The sequence below is a fragment of the Sphingomonas sp. F9_3S_D5_B_2 genome, assembly GCF_054263715.1.
This window is the reverse complement of sequence record NZ_JBSZFB010000002.1, coordinates 388332-410640: the sequence shown is the minus strand read 5'-3', so window position 1 is coordinate 410640 and position 22309 is coordinate 388332. Positions and strand designations below refer to the sequence as shown.

General features: G+C 65.8%; 19 protein-coding genes. 2 read left to right on the top strand and 17 right to left on the bottom strand.

Annotation, left to right across the window (positions count from 1 at the left end):
- Positions 1 to 38: 38 nt before the first annotated feature.
- Positions 39 to 1772 carry an arginine--tRNA ligase gene (gene argS / locus ACUXST_RS07940; protein WP_458389432.1) on the bottom strand — a complete coding sequence of 578 codons (1734 nt, stop codon included), beginning with the start codon at positions 1770 to 1772 and terminating at the stop codon, positions 39 to 41.
- A gap of 120 nt (positions 1773 to 1892) precedes the next feature.
- Here argS and ACUXST_RS07935 point away from each other — a divergent pair, with 120 nt between their 5' ends.
- Entirely contained in the window at positions 1893 to 2426 is a 534-nt protein-coding gene (locus ACUXST_RS07935; protein WP_458389431.1) for a DUF922 domain-containing protein, read from the top strand.
- A 3-nt stretch (positions 2427 to 2429) separates the two neighbouring features.
- Here ACUXST_RS07935 and ACUXST_RS07930 read toward each other — a convergent pair whose 3' ends face one another.
- The 4 genes from ACUXST_RS07930 to ACUXST_RS07915 all read right to left on the bottom strand — a co-directional run bounded on the left by ACUXST_RS07930 (position 2430) and on the right by ACUXST_RS07915 (position 7543).
- Positions 2430 to 3593 carry a deoxyguanosinetriphosphate triphosphohydrolase gene (locus ACUXST_RS07930; RefSeq protein ID WP_458389430.1) on the bottom strand — a complete coding sequence of 388 codons (1164 nt, stop codon included), beginning with the start codon at positions 3591 to 3593 and terminating at the stop codon, positions 2430 to 2432.
- A complete protein-coding gene (locus ACUXST_RS07925; protein ID WP_458389429.1) occupies positions 3580 to 4791 on the bottom strand; it encodes an SPOR domain-containing protein in 1212 nt (403 codons plus the stop codon). Before ACUXST_RS07925 ends, ACUXST_RS07930 begins: the two co-directional genes overlap by 14 nt.
- Positions 4792 to 4950: 159 nt before the next feature.
- On the bottom strand, positions 4951 to 6309 hold the full coding sequence (gene ftsZ, locus ACUXST_RS07920; RefSeq protein WP_458389428.1) for a cell division protein FtsZ: 1359 nt from the start codon (positions 6307 to 6309) through the stop codon (positions 4951 to 4953).
- Positions 6310 to 6439: 130 nt separating this feature from the next.
- Positions 6440 to 7543, bottom strand: coding sequence for a winged helix-turn-helix domain-containing protein (locus tag ACUXST_RS07915; protein ID WP_458389427.1), 1104 nt, complete (start codon positions 7541 to 7543; stop codon positions 6440 to 6442).
- A gap of 75 nt (positions 7544 to 7618) precedes the next feature.
- On the opposite strand from ACUXST_RS07915, the gene ACUXST_RS07910 reads away from it, so the two are divergent.
- Positions 7619 to 8203, top strand: coding sequence for a hypothetical protein (locus tag ACUXST_RS07910; RefSeq protein ID WP_458389426.1), 585 nt, complete (start codon positions 7619 to 7621; stop codon positions 8201 to 8203).
- Here ACUXST_RS07910 and ACUXST_RS07905 read toward each other — a convergent pair.
- Genes ACUXST_RS07905 through ACUXST_RS07850 form a run of 12 tightly spaced genes read right to left on the bottom strand, consistent with a single transcriptional unit; the run spans position 8181 to position 22307 of the window.
- The gene (locus ACUXST_RS07905) at positions 8181 to 9356 is read right to left on the bottom strand and encodes an MFS transporter (RefSeq protein WP_458389425.1); all 1176 of its coding nucleotides are present in this window, start codon (positions 9354 to 9356) and stop codon (positions 8181 to 8183) included. The two genes, ACUXST_RS07910 and ACUXST_RS07905, sit on opposite strands and share 23 nt — an antisense overlap.
- A gap of 35 nt (positions 9357 to 9391) precedes the next feature.
- Positions 9392 to 10645: a cell division protein FtsA gene (gene ftsA / locus ACUXST_RS07900; RefSeq protein ID WP_458389424.1), complete on the bottom strand. Its 1254-nt coding sequence runs from the start codon at positions 10643 to 10645 to the stop codon at positions 9392 to 9394.
- On the bottom strand, positions 10645 to 11553 hold the full coding sequence (locus ACUXST_RS07895) for a cell division protein FtsQ/DivIB (RefSeq protein WP_458389423.1): 909 nt from the start codon (positions 11551 to 11553) through the stop codon (positions 10645 to 10647). Before ACUXST_RS07895 ends, ftsA begins: the two co-directional genes overlap by 1 nt.
- Entirely contained in the window at positions 11550 to 12485 is a 936-nt protein-coding gene (locus tag ACUXST_RS07890) for a D-alanine--D-alanine ligase (RefSeq protein ID WP_458389422.1), read from the bottom strand. Before ACUXST_RS07890 ends, ACUXST_RS07895 begins: the two co-directional genes overlap by 4 nt.
- Positions 12482 to 13381 carry a UDP-N-acetylmuramate dehydrogenase gene (gene murB / locus ACUXST_RS07885; protein ID WP_458389421.1) on the bottom strand — a complete coding sequence of 300 codons (900 nt, stop codon included), beginning with the start codon at positions 13379 to 13381 and terminating at the stop codon, positions 12482 to 12484. Before murB ends, ACUXST_RS07890 begins: the two co-directional genes overlap by 4 nt.
- A complete protein-coding gene (gene murC / locus ACUXST_RS07880) occupies positions 13378 to 14790 on the bottom strand; it encodes a UDP-N-acetylmuramate--L-alanine ligase (protein WP_458389420.1) in 1413 nt (470 codons plus the stop codon). Before murC ends, murB begins: the two co-directional genes overlap by 4 nt.
- 19 nt (positions 14791 to 14809) lie before the next feature.
- Positions 14810 to 15967, bottom strand: a complete 1158-nt coding sequence (gene murG, locus ACUXST_RS07875; protein ID WP_458389419.1) for an undecaprenyldiphospho-muramoylpentapeptide beta-N-acetylglucosaminyltransferase — start codon at positions 15965 to 15967, stop codon at positions 14810 to 14812.
- The gene (locus ACUXST_RS07870; RefSeq protein WP_458389418.1) at positions 15964 to 17187 is read right to left on the bottom strand and encodes an FtsW/RodA/SpoVE family cell cycle protein; all 1224 of its coding nucleotides are present in this window, start codon (positions 17185 to 17187) and stop codon (positions 15964 to 15966) included. Before ACUXST_RS07870 ends, murG begins: the two co-directional genes overlap by 4 nt.
- A complete protein-coding gene (gene murD, locus ACUXST_RS07865) occupies positions 17184 to 18455 on the bottom strand; it encodes a UDP-N-acetylmuramoyl-L-alanine--D-glutamate ligase (protein WP_458389417.1) in 1272 nt (423 codons plus the stop codon). The genes ACUXST_RS07870 and murD overlap by 4 nt, the downstream gene beginning before the upstream one ends.
- Complete coding sequence (gene mraY / locus ACUXST_RS07860; protein WP_458389416.1) at positions 18452 to 19522, bottom strand: phospho-N-acetylmuramoyl-pentapeptide-transferase; 1071 nt, start codon at positions 19520 to 19522, stop codon at positions 18452 to 18454. Before mraY ends, murD begins: the two co-directional genes overlap by 4 nt.
- Positions 19510 to 20895: a UDP-N-acetylmuramoyl-tripeptide--D-alanyl-D-alanine ligase gene (locus ACUXST_RS07855; RefSeq protein WP_458389415.1), complete on the bottom strand. Its 1386-nt coding sequence runs from the start codon at positions 20893 to 20895 to the stop codon at positions 19510 to 19512. Before ACUXST_RS07855 ends, mraY begins: the two co-directional genes overlap by 13 nt.
- Entirely contained in the window at positions 20892 to 22307 is a 1416-nt protein-coding gene (locus tag ACUXST_RS07850) for a UDP-N-acetylmuramoyl-L-alanyl-D-glutamate--2,6-diaminopimelate ligase (RefSeq protein WP_458389414.1), read from the bottom strand. The genes ACUXST_RS07855 and ACUXST_RS07850 overlap by 4 nt, the downstream gene beginning before the upstream one ends.
- Between the last annotated feature and the right edge of the window lie 2 nt (positions 22308 to 22309).

Here is a 22309-nt window from a genome sequence, read left to right as displayed (position 1 = left end):
CAGGGCCGGGCCGATCGCCATCTCGGCTTCGGTCATTGTCAGCGCATCTCCTCGGTCGCGGTGACCCCCATCAGCGCGAGACCGCTACGGATGATCTGCCCGATCCCAAATGCGAGTTCCAGCCGGGCCCGAGAAAGTTGTGGATTGTTGTCGATCAGGAATCGGCGGCCTGGATCGTCGTTGCCGCGATTCCAAAGCGCGTGGAACTCGGACGCAAGATCATAGAGGTAAAAAGCGATCCGGTGCGGCTCGTGCGCCATCGCCGCGCTTTCGAGCACGCGCGGATACTGGGCCGCGCGCTTGACCAGCCCCAGTTCCTCGTCGTCGAGCAGCGACAGGTCCGCGTCGGTGCTTGAATCGACGCCGGCATCCGCCGCCTTCCGCCGGAGCGAGCTGATCCGCGCGTGCGCATACTGGACGTAGAAGACGGGATTGTCCTTCGACGCCTCGACGACCTTGGCGAAGTCGAAGTCGAGCGGAGCGTCCGCGCGCCGCGTCAGCATCATGAAGCGCACGACGTCCTTGCCGACTTCACCGACGACATCGGCAAGCGTGACGAAGTCGCCTGCCCGCTTCGACATCTTTACGGGCTCCCCCGCGCGAAACAGCCGCACCATCTGGACCAGCTTCACGTCGAGATCGACGCGGCCGTCGGTCAGCGCCGATACCGCGGCCTGCACCCGCTTCACCGTCCCCGCGTGGTCCGCGCCCCAGATGTTGACCAGATGGTCGGCGCTGTGCGCTTTTTGCCAGTGATAAGCCGCATCTGAGCCGAAATAAGTCCAGCTACCGTCGGATTTCTTGATCGGACGGTCCTGATCGTCGCCGAATTGCGTCGATCGGAACAGCGTCAGCTCCACCGGCTCCCACTCGTCCTGCTCGTCCAGGCTCTTGGGCCGCTCCAGCGTCCCCTCGTAGATCAGACCCTTGTCCCGCAGCACCTCTGCCGCCCGCTCTACCGCGCCCGTCGTCTGAAGCTCTGCTTCCGAAGCGAACTTGTCGTGATGAATGCCGAGCAGTCCGAGGTCGTGCCGGATCAGCTCCAGCATCGCGGCGATTGCCGCCTTCCGGAACAGGGGCAGCCATTCTCCTTCCGGTGCTTCGGCGAACTTGCTGCCGTGCTCCGACGCGAGGAGGACTCCGACCGGCTTCAGGTAATCACCCGGGTACATGCCTTCGGGAATGTCGCCGATCTCGTCACCGAGCGCTTCGCGATACCTGAGGTGCACCGAGCGGGCGAGCGTATCGACCTGTGCGCCGGCATCGTTGACGTAATATTCCTTTGTCACCCGGAAGCCGGCCGCTTCGAGCAGCCGCGCTAGGCTGTCCCCGACCACCGCGCCGCGGCAGTGGCCCATGTGCAGAGGCCCGGTCGGGTTCGCCGAAACATATTCGACGTTGACCCGCTCGTCGGCGCCGGCCCTCGAGAGCCCGTACTCGTCGCCTTGCCGGATGATCGTGCGGAGCTCGTCGCGCCAGGCGTCCTGCGTCAGCCGCAGGTTGATGAATCCCGGGCCGGCAACCTCAACCGACGTAACCGGCGGCAATGCTTCGAGCTTCGGCTTGATCGCTCCGGCAAGCGCCCGCGGGTTCGTTTTGGCGGCCTTCGACAGCACCATCGCGGCGTTCGTCGCCAGGTCGCCATGCGCCGGATCCCGGGGCGGCTCGACGGTCACGTTACGGCGGTCGAGGGCTGCAGGCAGGGCCCCTTCGGCAACGAGTTCGTCGAGCACTCCGTTCAGAAGCGCGGCATATTGGGCGTAGAGGCTCAAGTTGCGTTCACCAAAGCTGGAATAGGAGCGCGCCTCTATCTCACCAACACCGCCGCGTCACGAGTGCTTGCCCAAAGCATAGCACTCGCTAGAGAACGCCGCTGCTAAGGAGACTGTCCGATGTTCAGCCTGTTCACCGCGCTTGCCGCCCTTGCCGTTCAAGCTCCAGCCGCGACAACGCCGCACACACTGCAGAACCTGCCGGGAACGACCGTCCAATATTATGACGTCGCCGGCCGCGAGTCCGACGATATCCAGAAGTCCCTCAGCGCCATTCTGAAGGCGCCGGCCCCGAACACGGCCGCGCAGGTTTACACCTGGTCAGCGGGTGTCTCGATCAACAAGCGCACCGTGGGCACGACGTGCACCGTCACGGAAGCCAAGGCGACACTCAAGGGCAATGTCTATCTGCCCCGTCTCGCCGAGGAGCAGAAGGTCGACAAGGAAGTGCGCGACAGCTTCAATGGCTATGAGAAGGGCCTTGAGAAGACCGCCAACGACAACCTCTGGTTCGTGGCCGAGCGCCTGCCCGCGGTAGAACAATCGCTCGTCGGAAAGCCGTGCGACAGCGTTCAAGGTGTCTGGAACCAGGCAATGGAGAACCTGATCCAGCAGCAGAAGGCATTCAACGCGCAGAACGCGAAGCGGAAGTAACGGTCAGAAACGGTCGGCCGGTAGATTGACCGGCCCGACCAGTTCTTCGTGACGCGCGATCGCAAAGCGGTCCGTCATCCCGGCGATAAAGTCGCCGATCGTTCGCAGCTGATCGGTTTGGTCGCCGACTTCGCGCCAATCCTCCGGCAGCAGCGTGCCATCGCCCCGATAGGCGCTTGCGAGGTTTGCAACGACGCGCTGGGCCTCCTGCCGCACGTCGTCCAGTTCCGGGGCACCGTAGAGCGTCGCGTATAGAAAGCGCTTCAGCTCCCTTTCCTTGGCTGCAAGCTCTTGCGCGAAGCCTACGAGTTGGCTTCCGGCGCCGCGCACGTTCGCGATGGTTTGCACACCCGCGTCGCGGACTCGCGTCCGCGTTTCTGCGAGCACGTCGGCGACCATGGTTCCGATCATGTCACGCACCAGGGCTCGCTGGCGCTTTTCGATGGCAACGTCGGGGTAGCGGACGCCGATCTGCCGCCAGTGCTCCGCCACGACAGGCACTTCGACAAGCTCGTCGATTTGCAGGATGCCCGACCGAAGCCCGTCGTCGATGTCGTGGTTGTCGTAGGCGATGTCGTCAGCAATCGCCGCCACTTGCGCCTCAAGGCTCGGCCAGGTGCCTAGCTCCAGCGGCCACTCGGTGTCGGCCTCGATCATGGCCCATGTCGGTGCAGTAACCGGCCCGTTGTGCTTCGCGAGCCCCTCAAGCATCTCCCAACTGAGATTAAGCCCGTCGAAGCCGGGATAGGGAGTTTCAAGCCGCGTCACGAGGCGGATGGCGTGAGCATTGTGGTCGAACCCGCCAGCGTCGCTCAGCGCCTCGTCCAGCGCCGTTTCTCCGGCATGCCCAAAGGGCGGGTGGCCAAGGTCATGCGCCAGGCAAAGCGCTTCCGTGAGGTCCTCGTTGAGCCCAAGCGCCCGAGCGATGGTGCGGCCGATCTGCGCCACTTCGAGGCTGTGGGTCAGGCGAACCCGGAAGTGGTCGCCGTCCGGAGCGACGAAGACCTGCGTCTTGTGCCGCAACCTCCGGAAAGCGACGGAGTGGATGATCCGGTCGCGGTCACGCTGGAATATGTCACGCGGGCCGCGGGGGCCGGAGTCCGTTTCTTCGTGGAGCCGTCCACGCGATCGTGAGGGATGCGCAGCGAGCGCGTCAGCTAGCTTCATTGAGCGGCACGATGGTGTCGCTCGGGGAATTCGTCCAGCTGAAAGCGTTGATATGCAGATACTCGAGATTCGACGCGAAAGTCTTGGCGTCCTCGTCGTTGCGGAATGGCCCGATCAACAGGCGCGAACGGTTGCTGGTTTGCGCGACGAACCCGTGGATCCCTTCGAACACCTCTGGATCCCTGGTCTTCATCCTGCGGAATTGAGTCGCGAACGCGGCAGGATTGGCGGCCGCGGCGAGTTGGAGCCAGATCCTCGGCTTGGACGGAGCTGCAGGTGTTCGCACCGGTTGCTGACGGGCCGCAGGAATCGAATAAGCGATCTGCGGTGGCCGAGCGGGGGGACTCTGGACCGCTGGCTGCGAAGTCACTGCGGGCGTGGGATCGCGCAGCAGCTGATCGATCCCCGCCAGCCGGTCCGTAACAGCAGGCGGGCTTGCCGCACGCGGTGCCGTGTAGACCGGCGCGGTCGACGCTGTCGCGTAGGACACACCGCCGCCGACATCGGGGAATATGCCGAGGTTCACCGCGGCAGCCTTCTGCGCGGCCTGAAGCCCCGGCAGGCGCTGAAGGAACGGACCAACGCTAGCCCAGCTTCCCGGCATCGCAGCATTGGTCGCGGCCATTGCTCCATTCGGATCGCCGGTCAGCGCGAGAATAAACGCGCGGATGCGGCCGGTCGCCGTATCGCTTCGCGCCTGCAGCGGTGCGAGCGTCTGTAGCGCGCCTGCACGGTCGCCGCTGATTGCCAGGCTAAGAGCAAGCCGCCGTCGCGCTTCATCGCCGTCAGTGCCGCCCAGGGCCGCGCGGTAATCGGCCTGGGCTTGCTGCTGCATGCCCATGAGATCATAAGCGAGTCCCCGGTCGGCTCCGATCATTCCGACCGTTGCGCCAAGCTGCATCGCCCGCGCGAAATAGGGCATCGCGGCGCGGGCCTCTCCATTCGCGACCGCGACCGCACCCATCCCTGCCTGCGGCAAGGGGCTGCGAGGATTGACCTCGTCAGCGCGGGCGAAGAACCCGGCTGCGGCCTGCGCATCGCCGATCGCCACTGCGGCCTTGCCGGCGCTGATCAGTGAGCCGAAGTCCTTGGGGTTCGCAGCGAGCGCGCGAAGGCAGCGGTCGAGCGTTGCGGCCGGCGTACCCGGCTGCTGGGCGGCATAGCCCGAAACCTGCTGCGCAGCGGCCGTCGATGGCATCGCCATCCCCGCCGCGCACAAGACTCCCAAAGCAGCCAAGCGCATCGAATTGCTGTATTTTCCCCGCATCACTCTCCCCTTAAGCGAAGAGAATCTTGCGCGAAGCTTTCTGCCTAGACGCTTTACGCCGAGCTGTGCAGCGCGGCGGACGAGCCGGGCTTACTGGTTGCTCTGGCGGTTGAGAAAACGCGGGATGTCGATCGGCTCGCGCTTTGCGCCGAGGTCCGATTCATCCTCGTCGAGCTGCGCCTTTGGAGCGCCTCGGGCAATGTTCGACATGCGCTCGAACAGCGTACCGCCGCCCGTCGTGCCGCCAGTTGCCGTCGTGCCGGTGTCTTCGTCGGCAGGTGGTGCGATCGGCGGCTTGCCGACCGGCTGCGTCAGGATGTCGTCGCTGTCGAGCAGCAGCTCTTCGCCGCCCTCGTCGGTGCCGAGCTCGAGCGGTGTGTCGTTCTGATCGGTCGCGACCGTGGGTTCCGGAGCGGCCTTGGGCGTCGGCGGCGCAGCCTTCGGGAAACTGAATACCTTTGCCGGCGCCGGCTGCGTCACTGCGTCGGCTTCAATCCCCGTCGCGACCACGGAGACGCGGATCTTGCCGCCCAGGTCGTTGTTGAACGCCGAGCCCCAGATGATGTTGGCGTCGGGGTCGACCAGTTCCTTGATGTGGCTGGCCGCCTCGTCGACTTCCATCAGGCGCATGTCGTCGCCGCCGGTGATCGAGATGATGACGCCCTTGGCGCCCTTCATGCTGACGCCGTCGAGCAGCGGGTTGGAGATCGCCTTTTCCGCGGCCTCGATGGCGCGGTTGTCGCCGTCGGCCTCGCCGGTCCCCATCATCGCCTTGCCCATCTCGCTCATGACCGAGCGGACGTCGGCGAAGTCGAGGTTGATGAGGCCGGGCATCACCATCAGGTCGGTGATACCGCGGACGCCCTGCTGGAGCACCTCGTCGGCCATCTCGAACGCTTCCTTGAAGGTCGTGTCCGAATTGGCGAGGCGGAACAGATTCTGGTTCGGGATGACGATGAGCGTGTCGACGTGCTGCTGAAGCTCGGCAATGCCGGCATCGGCGGAACGGCCACGGCGAGCACCCTCGAAGGCGAACGGCTTGGTGACAACACCGACCGTCAGGATGCCCTTGTCACGCGCCGTCTTGGCGATGACCGGCGCAGCGCCCGTTCCCGTGCCGCCGCCCATACCGGCAGCGATGAAGCACATGTGGGCGCCTTCGATCGCCTGTTCGATCTCGGCGATCGTCTCTTCGGCGGCAGCGCGGCCAATTTCGGGGCGCGAACCGGCGCCGAGCCCTTGCGTGATCTTGAGGCCGAGCTGGATACGGCGATCGGCAGCCGAGGCGTTCAGCGCCTGGGCATCGGTGTTCGCGACGATGAAATCGACGCCCTGGACATCCGCCTGCATCATGTTGGCGATTGCGTTGCCGCCCGCGCCTCCGACGCCGATGACGCTGATCCGCGGACGAAGCTCGTCGACTTCCGGACGCATGAAATCGATGCTCATGACCTAAATCCCCCTCAAGCAGGCAACGCGTTGAGCCTTCACGCTGAATCTTTGAATCATCCCGAGTCGCAAGCCAAGTGAAAATATTAACATTCGCGAAAAAACTGGGGATGACTGTCGCTTCAAGGACTCAGTTCTGCGGCACCGGTGAGCGACCGCTGTCTGTCTCCAGGCGCATCGGCGCATCGAGGCTCCTGCGCGCGAGCATCATAGCTCCAACCACACAGGCCGCGAACAAGGCTCCCTCCAGCGCCGCTGTGACCGCTTGACTGACTGGACCGAAGGCCGCTTCGCCAAACAAGGCGCCCAGTCGATCCAGATGGAGGCGTGAACCGGCGAAGTGCGTCGCCAGCAGATCGAGACTGCCGCCCATCATCCTGCCGCCAAGGAGAACGATCAGCACACCGGCCCCCGCCCCGGCCACAGCAGCAATGGCGAGCGCCCGGCGAAGCGTCGCGACGCGCGTCGCCAGCCAGCTCGCGAGCCCCACCCCGCCGCCGAGCACAAGGCCCTCGAGCGGGCCCGTAATGTCTCCCGGCGACTGGCCGATCAGCAGGTTGAACGCGTCGATGCCCAGCAGCTTTACGATGGCGCCGATGATGAGGCCGCCCACTGCTCCGCCAACGATGCGCCAGTGCCGGCCCGGCGCTAGGGCGGCTGCGGCAATTCCGAACGCGACGCCTGCGCCGCCGATCACTGCGACGAGGATCGTCACGCAGAGCAGCACCAGAAGCACTGAAATCGCTCCCATGCCGGGTGCAAGCGGCTGTGACGCCCCGGCGAACCCATAGAAAAGTCCTCCGACGAACCCCGCCACGCCGCCGCCGATGGTTCCTCCAGCGCCAACGAGGATGATCTCGCGAGCCGACGAAGCACGTGCGCCCGTGCGAACCGGCGCTGCGGCCGCCTCCTCTACGTTGGCGACGAAACGATAGCCGTGCTTCGGCACAGTCTCGATGAAGCGCGGGCGCGCGGCGTCATCGCCCAGCAATCTCCGCAACGTGCGGATGCACTGGGTCAGCGCTTCGTCCGTTACGGGCACTCCGCGCCAGACCTCGTCCATGAAACGATCCTTGGTGACCAGACGTCCTTGTTCGCTAACGAGTAGCGTCAGAGCATCCAGGTAGCGGGCGTTGATCTCCACGGGCGCTTCGTCGCAGCACAGGAGTCGGTCGGCAGGATCGAGCACGAAGCGGTCGAAGCGGAACCTGCCGGACGTCACCTTTTCAGACATTCCTCAGCCGTTGCTCATGCCGCTCACCACCCATGTGGCGCAGGGTAGCGCCTCAATGATGCATGGAGGCACGACATGGCAAGCAACGCTGGCGAGGCTCAAGGACGAAGATTCCCGTGGCGGATTATCGGCTGGGGAGGCGCAGTCGCACTTCTCGCGCTGCCTTTTGTGGCGATGCAATTCCACACGGACGTGAACTGGACGCTGGGCGACTTCATCGTCTTCGGTGTCATGCTCGGCACCGTTGGCGCCGGCGTGGAACTAGCCGTCCGGGCAAGCGGCAGTTGGGCGTATCGCGGCGGTGCAGTGCTGGGCCTTGCGGCGACTTTCCTGGTCGTCTGGGCGAATCTCGCCGTGGGCATTGTCGGGAACGAGCACAATCCGGCAAACCAGTTCTTCTTCCTCGCTCTCCTGATCGGCCTGGTGTCCGCAGCCGCGGCGCGATTCCGCGCCCACGGAATGGCGCTCGCGATGCTGGTGACTGCAGGCGGACTGATGGCCGCGTTCGCTGCTGCGATGATCGACAGGCCTGAAGAGCCGGGCGTGCATGTCACCGTCGAGTTCGCGGGAACAAGTGTCTTCGCAATGCTCTTCGTCGGAGCCGCCGCGCTCTTCCGGAAGGCGGCGCGTGCGCCGGTCAGCGGAGATCGACCGGCCTGATCCGCGGCACCGCAACCAGCCACCAGATCGCGCCGGCGACGGTAACGGCGGCCGTGACCATGAACGCGGCCGAGAAGCCGGCGCGATCAACGATCCAGCCGGTGATGATCGGTCCGACAATTCCGGATACGTTTCCGAGCGCGTTCTGAAAGCCGATCCAGGTTCCTGCGGCGCGGGGGCCGGCGAACATCTGGCCGACCGCATAGATGTTGAGCGACAAAGCCGCAGTTGCCACGCCCGCAACACACAGCAGTGCTCCGATGAGCGCCGGTGAGTGCGCGGAGGCGAGTCCGAACACGGCTGCCGCGGCTGCCACCTGCCCACTGATGAGCATCCCGCGCCGGATCGTCGCTTCCGCTCTGCCCGATCCCGTCCAGCGGTCCGAGAACCAGCCGAACAGGAACACCGCGGCCGCTTGGGCGAGGTAGCCAAGTGTCGCAAGATAGGTCATTTCGCGCACCGAGAGCCCGCGCGTTTTGGTCAGGAACAGTGGCAGCCAGGTGAGCACGAAGTAGAAGACGTAATTGCTCGCGAAATGGGCGATCGACATCGCCCAGAGCGACCAATGCCGCGTCAGCTCGCGGAGCGGAACGCGGGGCTCGGCGGCGGTCTCGGGCGTCTCCATGCCGCGCGTGGTCCGCTGCCACGGCAGCAGCCACAAAAGCGTGACCACCCCGAAAGCGAAGAAAATCGCTCGCCACCCAAAGGAAGCGAGGATCAGTCCGCCCGCGAATGTCCCCGCAGCCGGTCCAAGCGCAATTCCGAGAGCCATCGCCGCATTGGCCATCCCGCGCCGCTCGGCCGGCACGTGGCGCGCGATGATCTTGCTGCCACCCGGGAACGCGATGGTCTCACCAATGCCGAGAATGATGCGCAAGAGAAGCAGGGAAACGAAGCCCGCTGCGAAGCCCATTCCCAGGGTGGCGGCGGCCCACAGCAGAAGGCCGGCAGCCATCAGCCGATAGACGGAGAAACGATCGACCAGCCAGCCGACCGCGAGCTGCACCGGCGCGTAGACCCAGAAGAACGCAGAGGCGATCAGCCCGAACTGGGTCGCCGTCAGGCCCAGCTGCGACTTCATCAGCGGAGCCGCAATCCCGATCGCTCCCCGGTCGACGTAGTTGAGAAAAACCGCAGCGCCCAGCAGCGGCACCAGCAGGGCTGAAGCGCCCCGCTGCCCGGACGGGCTCAGAAGCCGCCCTTCATTGCCGAGATCAGGCGCCCGACCATCCCGTTCGCAGCCTTCTTCGGGCCCGTCGGGATAGCGATATCGCGAATGTCGCCGCCGCCGGAGCCGGCCAGTAGAGCGAGGCCGACCAAGGTCGCGAACGCCGGTCCGCTATGCGCGTCGGGAAGGCCGGCGATCTGCTTCGGCCGGCCGATGCGGACGGCACGGCCCAGCACGCCTTGCATATAGTCCGCGATGTTCTTGAGCTCCGCTCCGCCGCCGGTCAGCACGACCTGGCGACCGACCGGTCCGGTGAAACCGAGCCCCTTCAGCATTGCCTCAACCTGGTTGGTCAGCTCCTCCACCCGCTGGCGGATGACCATCATGAGCTGAGCACGGGTGATCTTCATCGGCTCGGCGGCGGGATCGGCACCGATCTGCGTCGCCTCGATCATCTCATGGTTGTCGCGCGGGCTGGTCATGGCCGAGCCGTAGAAGCACTTCAGGCGCTCGGCGTCGCGTCGCTGCACCGCGAAGGCACCGGCGATGTCGTTCGTGATGTCGTGGGCGCCCAGGGGGATCGAACCCAGACCGACCAGCATTCCTCCGAAGTGCACCGATACATTTGTGACGTCCGCACCGAGCTCGACCAGCGCAACGCCGAGCTCGCGCTCCTCGTCGCTCAGGCACGCCAACGCCGCCGCGATGGGCGAGGCGACAATGGCCTTCACACCGAGGTGCGCGGAGCGGATCACCGTGTCGATGTTGCGCAGCGGCGAAGGGTCGGCGGCGATGACGTGGATGTCCACGCCGAGCCGGTTCGCGAAGAGACCGATCGGCTGCTGCACGCCCTGGGCGCGGTCGATCGTGTAGAGCGCAGGATGGGCGTGAAGCACGACCTGTCCATTACGGTCGATGGCATTGCGCCCGGCGCTCAGCAGCTCGTCGATATCTGCCTGCTCGATCTGATGCCCGCCGAGTTCGACCTCCACATTCGCTACGTCGCTGACGATCCCGCCGGCCCCGTAGCTTGCCCAGACCTCTTCGACGGTCAGCCCCGACATGCGCTCGGCAAGCTCGACCGCTTCACGGACGGCGAACTCGCTTGCCGTCATGTCGGTGATGTAGCCGCGCTTCACGCCGCGGCTTTCCCGCTGCCCGGTTCCGAGAACCGTCAGCCGGCCGTCCTGGCCACGCGACGCAATCAGCGCGCTGACCTTGGACGAGCCGATGTCGAGCGCGGCAATCAGCGGTTGGTCGGCCGTCTGCGCCACTAACTCTCCTGCGGCCTTTCGCCCGTGATGGACTCCCCCGCGCCGCGCGGCAGACGGACGATCATCTTGCCGGCGAGGCGAAGGTCGAAGCGCAGGATCCCGCGGCCCAGCAGCCCAGTGGACTTGTCGAGCTTGGCGAACTTCGTCAGCGCGACGCGCGCGGCGTCCTCACCCTCCGGCAGGGCGACGGTTTCACCCGTCTGGAAGTTGAGGTCCCACCTGCGCCCCCCGACCCAGGTCGCCGAAGCGAGCTGCGGCTTTAACGTCGGCACCGCCGCCATCAATCGGCCGAGCTCCACCGCCTCACCGTTCGCGCCAGGGCCGATCAGCAAAGGCAGGTCCGGCATCTTGTCGACCGGCACGCGGTCAAGAACGACCCCGTTCGCATCGACCAGCGCAAGGCGGCCGCGGTCCTGCCACAGCGCCGCAGGGTTCCGCTCGACGATGTCGATCACGAGCGTGTCGGGCAACCGCCGCGACACTCGGGCGTCCTTGACCCAGCCGAACTGGAGCAGCCGCTCGCGGAGGCGGCCGACGCTTACCAGCGTCTGCGGTGCGCTGCCGGTGCCGGCCGCTTCCGCCGCCTGGCGAAGCTCGTCGGCGACGACGGCGTCGATCGGCGCGCGCGCCATGTGCTTGAGACCGGTGATCTGATAGCCGCTCACGGTGAATCCGGCGTTGCCCATTGCTGCGCCAGCGGACCGCTCCGCTCGCGCCGGGACGTCGAGCGCGAGCAGGACGACCACTCCGATCGCCAGCATGAACACGGCAAGAGCGAGCCCTGCAATCTTGTTGACGCGTCCCCTGTTGTTCGTCCGCTTGCCCGACGGCTTCGCGGCGGCGGGCTTGCTGTTCTTGCGCGACTTCGACTGTGCCGAAGCTCCGCGCCGGACATGCGACGCACTCATGAAAGCGCCTCCTCGATCAGCCGCTCGACCAACTCGCCGTAACTGATGCCTCTCAGCTTCGCCTGCTCCGGGACCAGGCTCAAGGGGGTCATGCCGGGCTGCGTGTTGACCTCGAGCAGATAGATGCCGGCCTCGCCTTGCTCGTCATCCCAGCGGAAGTCCGAGCGGGAGGCGCCCTCGCAGCCGAGCAGCCGGTGCGACCGGGCCGCCATGTCCATCATCGTCGCGGCAATGTCCTCCGGGACCTCCGCGGGGCAAACATGGACGGTCATGCCGTCGGTGTATTTCGCCGCATAGTCATAGAAGCCGGCGTTCGGCTTCAGCTCCGTGACCGCAAGCGCTTCGTCGCCGAGCACTGCCACCGTGAGTTCGCGGCCCTTGATGAACGGCTCGGCGAGAAGCTCTTCGAACTCCTGCCACGGACCGGCCGCCTGCCGCCCGATCGGATTGCCGTAGTTGCTTTCATCGGTGACGATGGCGACGCCGACGGACGAGCCCTCGTTGACCGGCTTCAGCACGTATGGCCGGGCGATGGGGTCGGCGCTGTAGATGCTTTCGCTCTCGACGATCGTGCCGGCGGGCATCCGGATGCCGTGTGGCACCAGCACCATCTTGGTCAGCTCCTTGTCGATTGCGATGACCGAGGTCTCGACCCCGCTGTGGGTGTAGCGGAGGCCCATCAGGTCCATCATGCCCTGGACGGTGCCGTCCTCCCCCGGCGTGCCATGGAGCGCGTTGAAAACCACGTCCGGCTTCAGCTCCGCAAGCCGCTGGGCGACGTTGCGGTCCATGTCGAGCTCGGTCACGTTCGACCAGCCCCGTTCACGCAAGGCGTTGGCGACGCCCTCGCCGCTGGTCAGCGAGACTTCGCGCTCGTTCGACCAGCCGCCCATGAGGACGACGACGTGAATGTCGCGACTGGCTGCGCTCACGCTTCGGCCCCCACGCGCTGGATCTCCCACTCAAGATTGATGTTGGCTTTCGCGGCGACGCGGCGGCGGACTTCCTCGCCCAGCGCCTCGATCTCCGCGCTTGTCGCGCTACCGAGGTTGAGGAGGAAGTTGCAATGCTTTTCCGAGACTTGCGCGCCGCCGATGGTCAGTCCGCGGCAGCCGGCGGCGTCGACCAGCGCCCAGGCCTTGTGGCCGGGCGGATTCTTGAAGGTCGAGCCGCCCGTGCGGCTGCGGAGCGGCTGAGATTCCTCGCGGGCGCGGGCGATGGCGTCCATCTCGGCGCCGATCGCTTCGGGATCGCCCGGAGTGCCGCGGAACGTCGCCTCGATGACCACGGCGCCATCCGGCACTTCACTGTGGCGATAGGTGTAGCCAAGCTTGTCGACCGGCCACTCGACCAGCTCGCCGGAACGGAGGACCAGCCGGGCGGAAAGCAGGATGTCCTTCACCTCACGGCCGTAAGCGCCGCCGTTCATCCGGACGAAGCCGCCAACCGTGCCGGGAATCCCTCGGAGGAATTCCATGCCCGCCATGCCGTGATCGCGGGCGGTGGATGACACCAGGATGCCGCTTGCACCTCCGCCGCAGCGCAGAGTGGTCTCGTCCACCTTCTCGATTTTCGCGAACGCCTTGCCGAGACGGACGACCACGCCGCGGACTCCCCCATCGCGAACGATGAGGTTGGAGCCGAGACCGAGCGCCATCAGCGGCACTTCCGGATCGAGCTCCTCGATGAACTTCACGAGGTCAGCTTCGTCCGCCGGCTCGAACAGCAATTCGGCCCTGCCGCCACTCTTGAACCACACGAGCGGAGCAAGCGGAGCGGCGGGCGTCAGTCGCCCGCGGACCGCCGGAACGGTCGCTACCGCGCTCACTTGTTTGCCCTTGCCTGGCAAATCCCGTCGCCAAGCGCCGCGGCCCAGCGGGTGATGTCGCCGGCGCCCATGCAGATGAGCATGTCCCCGTCCGCAGCGAGGTCACGCAGGTTGCGACAGAGGTCGTCGAGATCGGCGACTTCACGCACCATGCGGTGACCGCGGGCGCGCAGGCCTTCGACGAGAGCGGCAGAATCGACTCCCTGGATCGGCTCTTCGCCAGCCGCATAGACTGGCGCGACGAACACGATGTCGGCGTCGTTGAACGCGCTCTGGAAGTCTTCCATCAGTGCCTCAAGCCGCGAGTAGCGGTGCGGCTGCATGACCGCGATCACGCGGCCCTGCGCGCCCTCGCGAGCGGCAGACAGTACGGCACGGATTTCAGTGGGGTGGTGGGCATAGTCGTCGATGACGGTGGCGCCGTCGACTTCGCCAACCTTGGTGAAGCGGCGTTTCACCCCATCGAAACGTTCGAATGCGGCAACTATTGCGTCGTCCGCCACACCGAGTTCCAAAGCGACGGAAATTGCGGCCAGGGCATTCTGGACGTTGTGTCGGCCGGGGATGGGGATCTGCACCCCTTCGATCGCCCGCCGGGTCCCGTCACGGTCGAGGATCATGACGTCGAAGCGAGTCCCGCCGGAGACCGGGGTGACGTTGTCCGCGCGCACGTCAGCGAGTGCGGAGAAGCCGTAGGTTACGATCCTGCGGTCGCGGATACGGCCGATGATGTTCTGGACCTCGGGGTGATCGACGCACAAAACCGCCAGGCCGTAGAAGGGCACGTTCTCGATGAACTCGACGAACGAGTCCTTAACCCGCTCGAACGTTCCGTAATGCTCGAGATGCTCCGGATCGATGTTGGTGACGACCGCGATGGTGCCGTCGAGGCGCAGGAAGCTGCCGTCGCTCTCGTCCGCCTCGATCACCCACCAGTCGCTCTTGCCGAGACGGGCGTTCGACCCGTAGCTGTTGATGATCCCGCCGTTGATGACGGTCGGGTCCATGCCGCCGCTGTCGAGCAGCGCGGCAACCATCGAGGTCGTCGTCGTCTTGCCGTGCGTGCCCGCGACCGCAACCGTCTTCTGCATCCGCATCAGCTCGGCGAGCATTTCGGCGCGGCGAACCCGGGGAAGGCGGCGCTCGGCGGCGGCCGCGACTTCCGGGTTGCTGTCCTTGATGGCCGAGGAGCACACGACGACAGCCGCTTCACCGAGATTGTCGGCGGAATGGCCGATGCTGACCGGGATGCCGCGCTTGCGCAGCTTCTCGACGACATAGCCTTCGGACACGTCCGAGCCCTGCACGCGATAGCCGAGCTGGTGCATCACTTCGGCGATGCCGGACATGCCGATGCCGCCAATGCCGACGAAGTGAATGGTGCCGATGTCGGTGCCCAGCGCCTTCATCTACGCAAGAGCCCCGAGATCATGCCGGTACGCTGCGGCCGCGGATCGCCGCCGCGCGGCGGTTTACTGCGGGACCGACCTGGACCGGCGCGACGCCGCCGCCAATCCGCTCGACAAGGTCTGCAAGGTCGCGCGCAGCATGCGGACGGCCGACGGAGAGAGCACGCGCGGCGGCATTGTTCAGCGCCATCGGATCGATCGCCATCGCTCCAACCTGGCGGGCGAGAACTGCCGGCGTGAAATCGTCCTGCTGGATGGTGCGCGCGCCGCCCGCCTCGGTCATCTCGCGCGAGTTGGCGGTCTGGTGGTCGTCCGTCGCGGAAGGATAGGGTATGAGGATCGCCGGCCGGCCTGCGGCGGTGAGCTCGGCGATGGTCGAGGCGCCGGCGCGGGCAATGACGAGGTGCGCGTCGGCGAGCTTCTCCGGCATGTCCTCGATATAGGTCATCAGCTCGGCGGGGATTTCCAGTTCGGCATAGCGCTTGCGGACGTCGCTGATGTCGTCCGGCCGGCATTGTTGAACGACCTGGAGCCGCCGCCGAAGCGACGGCTCGAGCATTCCCAGCCCGAGCGGCACGACCGTCGCAAGAATGCTCGCGCCCTGGCTGCCGCCGGTGACGAGAAGCTTCAGCGGTGCAAAATCGTCGACGGTGGGAAACGGCATTTCGCCAAGCTTTGCGACGCTCTCGCGCACCGGATTGCCGACCAGGACGGCCTTACCGGCGTTCTTCGGATTGAGCCGCTCGACCTTGTCGTAAGCGGTGGCGATCGCAGCAGCCTTGCTGGCCAGCAACCGGTTGACCCGGCCGAGCACTGCGTTCTGCTCATGGAGCACGGTCGGGATGTTCAGCGAGTCCGCCGCCAGCAGCGCGGGAAATGCGGGATACCCGCCGAAGCCGATGACGGCGTCCGGCTTGTGCTTGCGGTACAGGCGCATGGCCTGAGTCCGGCCGCGCGAAACGGACCGCGCCGCCTTCAGCCAGCCGATCGGGCCGCCGCCGAGACGGCCGGCGGGGAGGATGTGCACCGGCACGTCCTTGAACAGACCGGGGAAGCGGGCGCCGCGATCGTCGGTGATCAGCATCACGCCGTGGCCGCGGCTCTTGAGCTCCGCGGCGAGGGCGTGGGCGGGGACCATGTGACCGCCGGTTCCCCCGGCAGCGAGCACGAAATTCATGCCGTCAGCGACTCCCCGCTCCACTTCACCACATAAGGCGAGCGCGTGAGATACGGGTTCCGGCGCGTGAAGGCGAGTAGCAAGCCCATCGCAATCGACAGGGCCAGCATCGAGCTTCCGCCGTAGCTGATGAACGGCAGCGTCATGCCCTTGGACGGAGCAAGCTGGACGTTGACCATCATGTTGATGAGCGCCTGGACGCCGAACTGGATCGCGAGACCGGCCGCTGCGAGGATCGAGAAGCTCGACTCCTCATCGAGGAGCTTGACCAGCACGCGCGCGACGATGCCGAGGTAGAGGCAGGCGATGGCGAGGCAGGCGATCAGCCCGAATTCCTCCCCGATCACCGAGAAGATGTAGTCGGTGTGCGGTTCGGGCAGCCCGAACTTGCGGGTCCCGCCGCCCGGTCCCATCCCAAACAGCCCACCCGCAGTCAGCGTCCGCATCGCGTTCTGGACCTGGAAGTTGTCGCCGGTGCCGAACAGGAATTCGTCGATCCGCTGGGTGGCCACGTCATAGAAGAAATACGCCAGGATGACGCCGCCGAGGCCGGCAACGCCGAGCCCGACGAGGATGCGCATGTTGACGCCGGCAAGCGCCAGCATCGCCAGCCACACCGAGCAGAAGATGATCGTGCTTCCGAAGTCCGGCTGCTTCATCAGCAGCACGGCAACCGCGCCCGTCAACAGCGCCGAAAGCGGAAACACGGGCAGCGACTTGTCACTGTCGCGAAGCGACAACAGCCAGGCCATCGCGACGACGAAGAAAGGCTTCAGGAACTCCGACGGCTGGACCTGGCCGAGCCCGAAATTGATCCAGCGCCGGGCGCCGTTCACTTCGGGGCCGAAGATCGGGACGAAGACGAGCAGGACGAAGAACACCGCGGCACCGAACAGGGAAATCCGCCGCGCGCGTTCGTGCGACATCATCGAAATGCCGATCATCACGGGGATGCCGAGAGCGATCCACGCGATCTGGCGATAGAAGTAATAGAGTTCGGAGAAGTGGACGTTTCCGCCCGAGTAACGGTGCGCCGCCGCAGGAGACGCTGCCGCAACGGCGATGAGGCCGATCGCGATCAGGACCGTGATCAGCAGCAGCAGGACCTTGTCGATCTCCCAGAACCAGCGGCCGATCGCCGAGGTGTCGGACCGCCCGTAGCGGTCCGGGTCCATGAACGACGTCCTGGCTTTGATCTTTCCCGAGATGCTGCCGATCATAATGCCCCCACTAGATCCCGGAACTGATCCCCCCGGTCCTCGAAGTCGCGAAACTGGTCGAAGCTTGCGCAAGCCGGCGACAGGAGCACCGTATCACCGGCTTGGGAATCCGCAGCCGCCTGACGTACCGCCTCGTCCAGTTTTCCACAGTTTTTCACAGGGATGTGAGGACTTAACAACCGCTCGAACAGGTCCGCTGCCTCGCCGATCGTGTAGGCGGAGCGGACGTGCCGGAAATGAGGCGCGCATTCGTCGAGATTGTCGGTCTTGGCCTGGCCGCCGCAGATCCAGCGGATGCGGTCAAACGCGGCGAGAGCGGGAGCGGTCGCGGTCGGGTTCGTCGCCTTGCTGTCGTTGACGAAGAGGACGCCGTTCAGGTCACGGACGCGCTCCATGCGGTGCGGCAGGCCGCCATAGGTGCGGAGTGCGACTTCAATCGTAGGCCAGCCTACGCCTAATTCCTTCGCCGCAGCGATTGCTGTCGCCGCGTTCTGTCGATTGTGAGGACCTTGGAGCGTTGGCCATTGTCGCTGCCACTTGGTGTAGTCGAACCCAGTTGCACGTGTGACCTGCGATCGCTGCGCTGCAATTTTCGTGGTCTCCGGATAATCTGTCGCGATTACGGCCCAACCATTGGACTGCATTTGGAACAAGCGCGCCTTCGAAGCTGCGTAAGCGTCGAAGCTGTCGTACCTATCGAGATGGTCCGGCGTGATGTTGAGTAACACGGCGACATCGCAGTCGAGGCTTCGCGTCAGGTCGATCTGGTAGCTCGACAGCTCGAGGACGTAGACGCCCCCCTCGGGAAGCGGGTCCTGGGCAAGGATGGGCAGGCCGATGTTGCCGCCCATGGTCGTCGGAATGCCGGCCGTCTTGAGGATATGGTGAACGAGTGCGGTGGTGGTCGACTTGCCGTTGGTGCCGGTGATGCCGACGACCTTGTGCAGCGGCAGCTCGGGCCGAGCGCGGGAGAACAGTTCGATGTCACCGATGATCTCGACGCCGGCCTCGCGGGCGCGCTGCGCGATCGGGTGGCGGTTGAGCGGGAGGCCGGGCGTCACGACCAGACTATCGAATTGCGCCAGGTCCGCTTCATCTAGATCTGCGATCGTGGTCCGGGCAGGAGCGCTGGCCCTCGCCTCCTCCTTCGCGTCCCACGCAGTGACTCGGGCGCCGCTCGCGAGCAGCGCCTTCGCCGTAGCGAGTCCGGATCGCGCCAAACCGTAAACCGCGTAATACTTGCCGGCGAAAGCGCGTGCCGTGATCACCGCAGCTTCAGCGTCGCGAGGCCGGCCAGCGCGAGCACGAAGCTGATGATCCAGAACCGGATGACTACCGTCGGCTCCGACCAGCCGAGGTGCTCGAAATGGTGGTGGATTGGCGCCATCAGGAAGACGCGCTTGCCGGTCCGCTTGTAGACCAGCACCTGGATCACGACCGATAGCGCCTCGACGACGAAGATGCCGCCGACGATGACCAGCGCAAATTCGTGGTGCGTCGCGACGGCGACGGCGCCGAGCGCACCGCCGAGCGCCAGGCTCCCCGTGTCGCCCATGAACACCGCTGCGGGCGGCGCATTGAACCACAGAAAGGCGAGTCCCGCCCCGATGATTGCCAGCAGCAGAACGGTCAGGTCGCCGGCGCCCGCGACGTGTGGAATTCCGAGATAGGCCGCGAACTTCGCGTTGCCGACCAGATAGGCGAACAGGACGAAAGCGAGGCTGGCGATGATCACCGGCATCGTCGCCAGGCCGTCGAGCCCGTCGGTGAGATTCACAGCGTTGCCGAATGCGACAATCACGAACGCGCCGAAGACGATGTAGAACCAGCCGAGATCGACCACGGTCTCTTTCACGAACGGCAGGTGGAGCGCGGTGCCGGTCGACCGCACGATCAGCCAGGTTGCGAAGCCGGCGATCAGGAACTCCAGGGCCAGGCGCGTCTTGCCGGAGAGGCCCGCGTGGTGCGCCTTCTTCACCTTGTCGTAGTCGTCGAGGAAGCCGATCAGCCCGAACCCTGCCGTGACCAGAAGGCATGCCCACACGTAGGGATTACGAAGGTCCATCCACAGCAGAACGGAAACAGACACGGAAATCAGGATCAGCAGCCCGCCCATGGTTGGCGTGCCGCGCTTGGCAAGGTGGGTTTGCGGACCGTCCTCCCGGATCGGCTGCCCCTTGCCCTGCCGGACGCGCAGCCAGCTGATGAAACTGGGACCAAGGAGAAGCCCGATCAGCAGCGCAGTCGCGCTCGCCGCGCCGGCCCGGAAGCTGATGTAGCGGATGAGGTTGAGGACGCCCGGGAAGCCGAGCTGATCGGCGATCAGGTAGAGCATGCGAGCTCCTTCGCCACACGCTCCACCAGTTTGGCAAGCCCCACGGAATTGGACGCCTTGACCAGCACCGCATCGCCGGGACGAAGCTGCGAAAGCAGTGTCTGCGCTGCATCGTCGACGTTTTCGGCGGTCTTCACGTCTGTCGATGCGCCGAGCGCCCGCGCCAGCGGCGCCATCTCGTCGCCGATCAGGATCGCTTGGTCGACCGTCGCTCCGAGAACAGCCGGAGCCAGCCCCTCGTGCAGGGCTTCACTATGTTCGCCAAGCTCCCGCATCGGTCCGAGCACGGCGATCCGGCGCGATACCTCCCGCTCCTGCCCGAGGCTCTTGAGCGTTGCCATCATCGACGCCGGATTAGCGTTGTAGCTTTCGTCGATGAGCAGCACTTCGCCGCCATCGAGGCACAGCAGATGACGCTGGCCGCGGCCCTTGAGCCCGCCCATGTCTGCGAGCGCGAGGCCGGCAACTGCAACGTCCATGCCCACCACTTCGACAGCGCCGAGGACGGCGAGCGCGTTGGAGACCCAGTGGTCGCCCGGCTGCGAGATCGTGAAGGTGAGTTCCCGCTCCAGCAAAGCGGCACTGATCAGGCTACCACCGCCGTCAGCGGTGACCGCGTGGACGGCGTGAATGTCGGCATCGCCGCTGCCGAACGTGATGATGCGAGCAGCTCTCTTCCGGGCTGCTTTCACGAGGCGGTCGCGCTGAGGCGTATCGTTCGGGACGATTGCAACGCCCTCCGGCTCAAGCCCCTGGAAGATTTCCGCCTTGGCATCCGCGATGGCTTCTTCCGAGCCGAGGTTCTCGATGTGCGCCGGCGCGATCGCGGTGATGACGGTGACGTGCGGCCGCACCTGCTGGGTGAGCGCGGCAATCTCCCCGGCATTGTTCATGCCCATTTCCAGGATCGCGAACTCGGTGTCCCTGGGCATGCGCGCGAGGCTGAGCGGCACGCCGGTGTGGTTGTTGTAGCTCTTCTCCGAACGATGGACCTTGCCTGGGCGGCAGCGATCGAGCGCGGCGAACAGCGCTTCCTTGGTGCTGGTCTTCCCCACCGATCCGGTGACGCCGATCACTTTCGCTGCGGACCGCTCGCGGGCTGCGCGGCCCATCGCCTGAAGCGCGGCGAAGGTGTCGTCGACAAGGACGTGCGGGCCGTGGATATGCTGGGAAACGAGCGCTCCGGCCGCGCCCGCTGCCAGTGCACCCTCGACGAACTGGTGGCCGTCATGGGCAGTCCCGGGCATCGCCACGAACAGGTCGCCGGGCTGCACTTCACGGCTGTCGAAGGTCACGCCGCTGACTTCGAACAGGTCGTTCGCAACGCCGCCGGTGACCCGCGCGATCTCGTATGCGGTCCACAACGCGCTCACGCGGCGCACTCCCTGGCCACCAGCGCGTCATCGAACGGAAGCACGCGGTCGCCGATGACCTGTCCGGTCTCGTGCCCCTTGCCGGCAACCAGGATTATGTCGCCGGCGTGAGCGATGCGGATGGCTTCGGCGATCGCTTCGCGGCGGCCCGGCACTTCCCTGGCATCGGGAGCGCCGGCGAGAATGTCGGCGCGAATACGCCGCGGGTCTTCGCTACGGGGATTGTCGTCGGTGACGATCGCGACATCGGAGAGGCGCGCCGCGACGGCCCCCATCGCCGGCCGCTTGCCTTGGTCGCGGTCGCCGCCGGCGCCGAACACGGTAATCAGGCGCGCCTCGACGTGGGGGCGGAGCGCAGCGATCGCGGCTTCCAGCGCGTCCGGAGTGTGGGCGTAGTCGATATAGACCGGCGCTCCGCCTCGGCTGATCACCGCGCGCTCGAGGCGCCCGCGCACCGGCGCAACCCGCTGCATCGCAGAGAAGGTGGACGCCCACTCGCCGCCCGTTGCGAGGACCAGCCCGGCCGCAGTCAGTACGTTCGATGCCTGGTAAGCACCGATCAGCGGCAGGGCGAGACGCTCGCACTTGCCGGCATGCTCAAGAATGAGGGTCTGTCCGAGAGACGTGGGAGTCTGTTCGATGAGCCGTATGGCGTTCCCAGCCCGGCCGACCGTCAGCAGGCGATGGCCGCGCGCCGTTGCCCGGTCGATGACTTCGCCGGACTTCGGATCGTCCGTCCACACGACCGCGGGCGCGCCCGCCGGAAGCACCGCGTCGAACAGCCGCATCTTGGCCTCGAAGTAGGCCTCCATCGTCTCGTGATAATCGAGGTGGTCGCGACTGAAGTTGGTGAAGGCCGCTGCCGCCAGCGGCACCCCCTCCGCGCGATGCTGGTCGAGGCCGTGCGACGAAGCCTCGTAGGCGACATGGCTGATGCCCATGCGCTTCAGGCCGGCCATGTTGTTGAGGAAGGTGACAATGTCGGGCGTCGTCAGTCCGGTCTTCACCTGGTCGTCGGACGTCGTCACCCCAAGCGTGCCGATGGATGCCGAGCGATAACCCGACATCCGCCAGATCTGGCGGGTCATCTCGACGATCGAAGTCTTTCCGTTCGTGCCTGTCACGGCAACGACCGTCTCCGGGTATGGAGCGTAAAATTGGGCAGCAAGCTCCGCGAACAGGCGCCGCGGCTCCGGATCGGCAAGGTGCGGCACACGCTCAACCTGCGCGCTATCGCGGGCGACGACGGCGACCGCCCCCCGATCGACCGCTTGGCCGATGAAATCCTCGCCGTTTGAGACCGCGCCCCTGAACGCGCCGAAGATGCTTCCTGCCGCGACCTTGCGATGGTCGATCGCGAAGCCGGTCACTTCAGAATCGCTATCGACCGCGGCGATGTCGCGCAACTTCAAGG

Coding starts and splice junctions, on each gene's coding strand:
- murC (WP_458389420.1), bottom strand. CDS start 14,790: ATGAAGGCGCTGGGCACCGACATCGGCACCATTCACTTCGTCGGCATT.
- ACUXST_RS07910 (WP_458389426.1), top strand. CDS start 7,619: ATGGCAAGCAACGCTGGCGAGGCTCAAGGACGAAGATTCCCGTGGCGG.
- mraY (WP_458389416.1), bottom strand. CDS start 19,522: ATGCTCTACCTGATCGCCGATCAGCTCGGCTTCCCGGGCGTCCTCAAC.
- ACUXST_RS07915 (WP_458389427.1), bottom strand. CDS start 7,543: ATGTCTGAAAAGGTGACGTCCGGCAGGTTCCGCTTCGACCGCTTCGTG.
- ACUXST_RS07870 (WP_458389418.1), bottom strand. CDS start 17,187: ATGATCGGCAGCATCTCGGGAAAGATCAAAGCCAGGACGTCGTTCATG.
- ftsZ (WP_458389428.1), bottom strand. CDS start 6,309: ATGAGCATCGATTTCATGCGTCCGGAAGTCGACGAGCTTCGTCCGCGG.
- ACUXST_RS07930 (WP_458389430.1), bottom strand. CDS start 3,593: ATGAAGCTAGCTGACGCGCTCGCTGCGCATCCCTCACGATCGCGTGGA.
- ACUXST_RS07925 (WP_458389429.1), bottom strand. CDS start 4,791: ATGCCATCGACGGCCGCTGCGCAGCAGGTTTCGGGCTATGCCGCCCAG.
- murG (WP_458389419.1), bottom strand. CDS start 15,967: ATGAATTTCGTGCTCGCTGCCGGGGGAACCGGCGGTCACATGGTCCCC.
- ACUXST_RS07895 (WP_458389423.1), bottom strand. CDS start 11,553: ATGAGTGCGTCGCATGTCCGGCGCGGAGCTTCGGCACAGTCGAAGTCG.
- ACUXST_RS07935 (WP_458389431.1), top strand. CDS start 1,893: ATGTTCAGCCTGTTCACCGCGCTTGCCGCCCTTGCCGTTCAAGCTCCA.